Source organism: Proteiniphilum sp. UBA1028 (assembly GCF_002316955.1).
GTDB lineage: Bacteria > Bacteroidota > Bacteroidia > Bacteroidales > Dysgonomonadaceae > Proteiniphilum.
Genome location: NZ_DCEN01000076.1, coordinates 486 through 8,725 on the forward strand (window position 1 = coordinate 486; position 8,240 = coordinate 8,725).

The 8,240-nt window shown below is 42.3% G+C and carries 5 protein-coding genes and 1 pseudogene; all 6 read left to right on the forward strand.

Annotated features, from left to right (window positions below; translation table 11 throughout):
• A partial coding sequence (locus tag B3Z75_RS14300; protein WP_414702904.1) for a dihydrofolate reductase occupies positions 1-126 on the forward strand: 126 nt, incomplete at its 5' end.
• 10 nt (positions 127-136) lie between these two features.
• Positions 137-712 carry an RNA polymerase sigma factor gene (locus B3Z75_RS13000; RefSeq protein WP_286846753.1) on the forward strand — a complete coding sequence of 192 codons (576 nt, stop codon included), beginning with the start codon at positions 137-139 and terminating at the stop codon, positions 710-712.
• A gap of 59 nt (positions 713-771) precedes the next feature.
• Complete coding sequence (locus B3Z75_RS13005; RefSeq protein ID WP_286846752.1) at positions 772-1,926, forward strand: FecR family protein; 1,155 nt, start codon at positions 772-774, stop codon at positions 1,924-1,926.
• Between the two features lie 224 nt (positions 1,927-2,150).
• A complete protein-coding gene (locus B3Z75_RS13010; RefSeq protein WP_286846751.1) occupies positions 2,151-5,738 on the forward strand; it encodes a TonB-dependent receptor in 3,588 nt (1,195 codons plus the stop codon).
• 31 nt (positions 5,739-5,769) lie between these two features.
• On the forward strand, positions 5,770-7,497 hold the full coding sequence (locus B3Z75_RS13015; protein ID WP_294072524.1) for a RagB/SusD family nutrient uptake outer membrane protein: 1,728 nt from the start codon (positions 5,770-5,772) through the stop codon (positions 7,495-7,497).
• 228 nt (positions 7,498-7,725) lie between these two features.
• A pseudogene (locus B3Z75_RS13020) lies at positions 7,726-8,240 on the forward strand (xanthan lyase); the annotation flags it as partial.

Sequence of the window (8,240 nt, forward strand, 5' to 3'; positions counted from 1 at the left end):
GACGATGCGGATACTTTTTTTCCAGAAATCCCTTTTACAGAATGGAAACTCGTTGAAAAAGAATCGCACGAGACCGACGATAAACATCCATATGCATATACATTTTTAAACTATAACAAAAAATAGTCATGCAACGATGGGCAAAGAAGCATGGAAAAGATTCTTAGCGGGTGATGAAAGATCTTTCGAAGCACTTTACAATACCTACTTCCCGGAGCTTTTCGCCTATGCGTTGAAAATAGGATTCAACGAAGAAACATGCAAGGATGCGATACACGACGTCTTTTTCAAACTTTATGCATCAAAAAACAAATTGCGGCATATTCAGAACATTGAATTCTATTTGCTCGGCAGCGTAAAAAATCGGCTATTCGACATTCACACCATAGAACACAAAATACACGAAATCAACTATCTGGACTTCTTTATTGAGAATGAGAAAAACATCATTGAACAAATAATTGATGAAGAAAGGCAACTCCAGTTACAAAAAAAACTGTCACACCTGCTTCAAACTCTACCTCCCAGGCAACGGAAAATAATCAACTATCATTATCAACTTAACCTGAATTATGCAGAAATAGGCGAAATTCTCAATCTCTCTCCCGATGCCGTAAAAAAAACATTGTACAGGGCACTCAAAAAAATGAAAGATAATTCCAGACCCCATTCGTTATCATCTCTTATATATTTATTCACAATATTTGGTTAATATTCCTTAAATACGTCCTTTGGTCCACATTTTCCAGTCTTTGATAAAAAAGAGTGTGAATGAAGCAAAACATACACGATAAAAATTTTTTGTGTGATGATCTTTTCATATACTGGAGGACTCATCCTACCAAAGAGTTGACAGCTTTCTGGAGCAAATTTATCAGAGAGAACGAACACCTCAGGGAACCGTTTCAGGAAGCCATTTCCGAATTCGACAAAATACGACAGGGACAATGTACATACCGGCTTGAAAAAAAAACTGTGTACCGGGAACTGCAAGGAAGACTTGGGCAGGCAAGGAGGAGAAGACTGCGGATTCTGTATGCATCATCTGTTGCTGCCATTTTATTTTTGGTTTTGATTACGGTACTTTATACAACCCGCCGGGAAGAAATCGTACCCGGCAAGCAAATGGCATTCATTGGAGAGGTGATGAACCGGGACAAAGTACAGTTATTCACAGAACATCAAGTGGTTGACTTGGAAAATAACGCCACAGTTCAATTCTCAGACAAGGAAAAGGCCCTGATCAGGGATTCTATCTCCCAAAAGGAAATTGATTTAAAAAACAACCGGAAAAACAGACTTATTGTCCCTTTCGGAAAAAAATCTTCGATCCTTCTTTCCGATGGATCAACCGTATATGTAAACTCCGGTACCGAATTGGAATTTCCTTCTGCTTTTTCCAGCGAGGCTCGGGAAATTAGTGTAAAAGGTGAAATCTTTATTGAAGTGACAAAGCAAGACCATCCATTCATCATTCACACGCCTCAATCCCAGATAACCGTTTACGGAACTTCGTTCAACGTATCTTCCTATACCGATGACCCAAGTGAATCGGTGGTGCTGGTGAACGGATCTGTGGAAGTAAAGAGCGCGGGCAACTCTTTGATGCTGAAACCTAACCAAAAAGCTGAAATTAGTAACGGAAGTATCCAGCAACAACAGGTGGATGTTATGGAATATACCAGTTGGAAAAACGGATATATGTTGTTGAACAAAACCTCATTGACCAATGTACTCAAAAAAATCGGAAGATACTATAACATCGAATTTAATTACGATGCAGGGCTAAAACTGCACAATCAAACCTGTTCGGGGAAATTATTCCTGTCCGATAATTTTGAAGATGTGTTGCAATCATTTTCAAAAATGACCTTTCTGAATTACAACGTACTGAATGAAAGGGTTATATACATAAGTAAACCCTAAAAAACGTAAATTTAATTTACATGTATCATTTAAAACAAAAAGCCTATGATAACAATCCCAAAAGAAAACTAAAAAGCCGAATAATGCGGTAACATTATCCGGCCAAAATGTAAGTGAATCATAATCTATTTGGTAACAAATTAAAATTCAATGACAAAGATATGCAAGAAAATAATAACCGTGCACATTTTACCACGAAAAAAACCGAAAAGTTTTTTACAATCATGAAAATTTATTTTTTGATAGCTTTACTCTGTATTTTTTCAATCTCGGCAGAAAACACCTATTCCCAATCAAAAACAGTGAATGCCGAATTAAAGAACGTCACGCTGAGGGAGGCATTACAAGAAATTGAAAAAAACAGCGATTACCTGTTCCTGATGATGGATAATACCGAGGCGGCATTGTCTACCAGTATTGATTGTAACTTTATCAACAAATCCATTACGGAAATATTGGATTTTCTCCTGAAGAAAACAGAACTTACCTACTCGATAGTCAACCGTCAAATCACGATTTCACGAAAACCGTTAGCCGAGGAGGGTAAAAAAGTAATCATCACCACAACGGAAGTCATGCAACAAACCGGAAAGACAATCACTGGAAGAGTGATCGACGCCAAAGGAGAAGCCATCATCGGAGCCAATATCATTGAAGTTGGCACCTCTTCCAATGGGACCATCACCGACTTCGACGGACGGTTTACTTTCAGGGTAGCCGACGATGCGTCCATTCATGTTTCCTATATTGGTTATATGAGTCAGACAATCAGCACCGCAGGAAGAACCCATTTCAACATTACCCTGTTGGAAGATACGCAATCACTGGAAGAACTAGTAGTGGTGGGGTATGGGGTTCAGACAAAAGCCAATTTAACAGGAGCTGTCTCCACCGTGGATGTCAGCAAAACGCTGGAGGCACGTCCTTATTCCGACATCTCGAAAGCCCTGCAGGGAGCAGTCCCGGGCTTATCCGTTATCAGCAACAGTGGCAAGCTGGGGGCGCAACCCTCCGTAACCATACGTGGTTTGGGGACATTAAGCAATGATGCCACAAGTAAACCCCTGATCATTGTTGATGGCGTTCCCATGGACGATCTCTCCCTTCTGAATACGGAGGATATTGAAAACATATCTGTCCTGAAAGATGCTGCCTCTACTTCAATCTACGGGACCAGAGCCGCTTTCGGAGTGATACTTATCACTACCAAATCGGCACGGCAGGTGGATCGGGTATCTATAAACTATACCAACAATTTTGCTTGGGATACCCCCACCATATTACCTGACTACCCCGATGTCCCTTCTCAATTGAAAGCACTGATTGCCGCTAATGAACGCGCAGGATTGGCCAATGAACTGTTTGGCATGTATCTCGATGAGATGCTTCCATATGCTGAAAAATGGAGAGACGAACATAACGGCAAAAAAGCCAATTACCGGGAAATGGTGTTGGGTGATAAGAATGCACTTACAGACAGTTCAAAACCTCTCGGCGATTTCATTCTGAACAACAACGGCGTGGGCATGTATTTTGCAGACTGGGATGTAGTGAACATTATGTTCCGAAACTGGAAACCGTCACAGAGCCATAACCTCTCCCTGCAGGGGACAAGTGGAAAAACGTCCTACTACATGTCGGTAGGATACAACCACGAAGAAGGTGTCATGACATATTTCCCCGAAAAAATGGACAAGTGGACAGCTATGTTGAACGTAACAACCGATGTGAAAGATTGGTTACAGATCGGAGCCCGGTTCAATTACAGCAATAAAGATTTTATTGGACCTGCCACACGCAGAACGACCTATCAGTACATGTGGCGCTGGGGAAGTTTCTTCGGCCCTTATGGGACTTATCAGGGTAACGACTTCCGTAACGACATTGCTTACCGTAAGCAAGCGGGCGACTGGACCGATAATAATAGTTTCATACGTATGGGAACTTTTGCAAAGGCAATTCTGGCAAAAGGATTAACCCTAAATGCCGACTATACCTATAACGTGAATAACTATACCTATAAAGCGGCCTACATACCTTTGGGTGGATGGAATTCCTGGGGAGGAGCCATCGAAAAGACAACGTTGTATACCAGTAGCTCCTGGCTGGAACAACAATCCGATCAGGACAAGACCTTTGCACTGAATATCTATGGTAATTATGAATTTTCTTTACCCTATCGCCACCATTTCAATCTTATGTTGGGAGGAAATGCGGAAGGAAATACATACTTCAACCATTATTCTGAAAGAAATGACCTGCTAGACTATAATCTGCCGGAATTTGACCTGGCCACAGGCAGCCAGTACGTTGACGGGGCACATTCGCATTGGGCTACAGCCGGATACTTTGGCCGCTTGAACTACAACTATGACGGAAAGTGGCTGCTCGAGTTAAACGGACGTTATGATGGCTCCTCCCGGTTTCCGGTTAACGACCGCTGGGCTTTTTTCAAATCGGCATCAGCCGGATACAGGATCAGCGAAGAGGCTTTCTTCGATCCTTTAAAAGAATCGATCAATAATCTCAAGTTAAGAGCCTCATACGGAGAAATCGGCAATCAGGCAGTAGGTAGCAACATGTACCTTTCCACACTGACAAAACGCGATGCATCCAACAAGCCTGCTGATGACGTAAAGTGGTTAACTGATGAAGGTGTGCCTGTTGTTGCATACAATATGCCCAAACTGGTTTCCTCCACATTAAAATGGGAGCGTATACAAACGCTCGATTTTGGTGCCGACTTAGGGCTCTTTAACAACGAACTGAATTTCACATTCGATTGGTATCAACGTACAACGAAAGACATGCTCGCACCAGGCCAAACAATGCCACAGGTACTCGGAGCCACTGCACCCTATGTCAACGCAGGAACTCTTCGCACACGTGGATGGGAATTGACGATTGACTGGCGCCACCGCTTCAACGATGTATTGCTATATACCAATGCTAATGTGGGAGATTTTGTCACAGACATTGTGAAATGGGACAATGAAACCAAATTATTAAACCAGAATTACAGTGGTAAAAGGTATGGCGACATCTGGGGATTCGAGACAGATCGTTTTTTTACAGAGGAAGATTTTAATGCAGACGGCACCTATAAGACAGGGATTGCCTCTCAAGTCGGATTACAACAAGGAACATTTGTATTTGGCCCCGGTGACATCAAGTTCAAGGATTTAGATGGAAACGAAATTATTGACGGTGGAAAAGGAACTGCCGATGACCACGGCGATCTGAAAGTGATTGGCAACACCACTCCGCGTTACCAGTACAGTTTTCGCTTGGGTGCTGAATGGAGAGGATTCGATGTGGATATGTTTTTCCAGGGAGTTGGAAAACGCTCGGTGTGGACACAGAGTGCATTTGTCATGCCGATGATGCGAGGTGCTGACGCCATTTATGAAAACCAGACAAATTACTGGACGGAAGAAAATCCCGATTTCAAAGCCGATTTCCCGAAATTATTCCCGGGTAATGCCGGAAGAGGTACGATTGCTGTTCTGGAATTAGGGAACCATAATTTTTACCCTCAGACTAAATATATTGTGAACATGGCCTATCTGCGTTTCAAGAACCTAACACTAGGTTACACGCTTCCTACCGATATGGCATCGAGAATATATATGCAAAGAGCCAGGATCTATTTCAGTGCAAATAACCTGATGGAGCTGATTAACAAGAGTAACGCGCCCGTCGATCCCGAAGTCAATGACAAAGAAGAAGGTGTAAGTCTGGGTAATGCGACCTGGGGACGTATAGACCCCATGTACAGGACAATATCATTTGGTGTTCAGCTCACATTCTAAACTGTTGTATTCATTATAAAAAAACAGAAATATGAAGAAAAAAAATATAATATACATCGTTGCTGCAATCTTGGCCTTCTCTTCTTGTAACGACTTTCTGGACAAAAGCCCGTTGGATACTTTTACCAACGATAACTTCTGGACAAATGAAAGTAATGTAACCGGTTACGCCAATACCTTCTACCAGGATTTCCTAGGGTATGGGAATGCCGGAGGCTCGGGTCTCTTTTATTTTCGGACCCTTTCCGATGACCAGGCAGGCGGAAGTTTTGCCGACTGGACATTTCAAAACGTGCCGGCCAGCAGCACCAACTGGCGGGATGGATGGATTGAAATCCGACGGGCCAATATCCTACTTGAGAATGTGGACAAAGTGAATATGAGCGATGAAGCTAAAAATCACTGGAGAGGCGTTGGTCGGTTAATGAGAGCCTGGCATTATTACCAGCTTGTACGCGCCTATGGGGATGTCCCCTGGGTGGATAAATCATTGGACATCACAGACGAAGGGTATTTATACGGTGTCCGGGAAAATCGGGATGCAGTGATGGATCACGTGTTGGAAGATTTAAATTTCGCTTGCAACAATATGAACGATAATAATTCCAAAATAAAATTGAATAAAAATGTCGCCAACGCCATGAAAGCCGAAATCACGCTTTTCGAAGGCAGTTTCCGTAAATACCGTAAAGCAGAAGATGGTCAGTCTGCCCCCGATATGGCGGGCGCAGGCAAATTCTTCACGGAAACGAAAACCGCAGCCGCATTCCTGATGGGCAAAAATTTCACGTTAAGTCCTACTTACCAGGGGAATTACAATTCCGTTAATCTGGCTGACAATCCTGAAATGATTTTTTACAAAGCCTACAAACAAAATGTGCTGCATCACTCCCTGATTGCCTATATCAGCTCATCAACCCAAATAAGCGGCATGAGCAAGAATGCATTCGAATCTTATCTTTTCACCGACGGTAAACCATTGTCACTGACATCTCTGGATAAATCGGATGCCGCAGTAATGAAGATAGGGACTAAAACTGTAGGAGGAAATGTAGTTCCCGATACGGTAATGTCCATTAAAAAGATATTGGATATGCGTGATAAGCGGCTCAGTCAAACCATCGACACGGCACTATGCTATGTGGGACGGGGATTCACCCGGTTTGGAACCGGCATTTCAATGACGTCATCCACAGGATACGGGGTAAACAAATATGACAACAAAAGTCTGGATAATATGTACAGGAACCAAACCAGTGCTAATTTTACCCACGCTCCTATATTCTGGTTATCTGTTGTATATTTACAATATGCGGAAGCTTGTGCAGAGTTAGGTTCAATCACCCAAGACGATCTGAACAAATCAATCAACAAGCTGAGATCCAGGGCCGGCATTCCTCCGTTAAACGTAAATGTAGGTTATTCTGATCCAGCCAATAACATGGACGTAAGTGATCTCATTTGGGAAATTCGCCGTGAACGCCGTAACGAATTGATGTTTGATAACTGGACCCGCTACTGGGATCTGATCAGATGGCATCAACTTGATAAGCTGGATTCGTCTTTATATCCGGATATACTTCTGGGTGCCAACATTGTGAATGACCCCTATAACCATGTTGTAGACAGAACGGGTGACTATATTGACGGGACCAAGGGAAAGAAACGACAATTCAATCAGAAACACTATTGGTATCCCATACCATCAGATCAAATCTCTTTGAATCCTCAACTGGTACAGAATCCAGGATGGAAATAATTAGTTGAGTATTTCTTGCTTTATAAGGGTTGCCCAAAAGTTCATTTCTTCTTCTTTTGCATCATTGAATTGCATAAAGACAAAGACGGATGAACAACTTTTGGACAACCCTTTTTCAAGGAAAGTTTGTAGTTTTCCATTACTTTACAAGGTACTTTTAAAAGATTGAAGTTATTCAATCATTTTTTCTAATTTTGTAAAAATTGAAAAAAATATACTGAGCATCCGATGAAGAAATATGTTTTTTTAGCGTTGATTCTGGCCATGTCCTATTCTTCTTTTTCCCAAAATCTTCAGGAGGATTCCCTGAAATTCAGACTTAACGGGTCGTTGACCAACATTTACCGGGAGACGCTACTTCGCCCGGGAAAGGTGACGGTGGACAGTATTGCGCTGAATGAACGTAAAAAAAGCATTGAGCTGCACACCAACTTCTCCCTCTCTTACCTGCCGATGCGCGAAAATACCGTACGCCAAATTTACGATAGCATACGATATCACTTGTCTTTGGCACAAAAGAAATATCGCATCAGCGTGTTTTCTGATAAACAGGAAATAAGCACGCTTGTTCCCAATTTTTACCGTCAATCGAAGAAGGATAAAAACCGGATGATTTCACACAAAGTGAAGCCCCCCCTCGTAACCAACTTTTCCGCACCCGAAAACTCATTCGATAAGGGTCTTACAAACAACCATATCGCTCTTTGGCAGAGCCACGGCTGGTATTATGAGCAGAAGCTGGG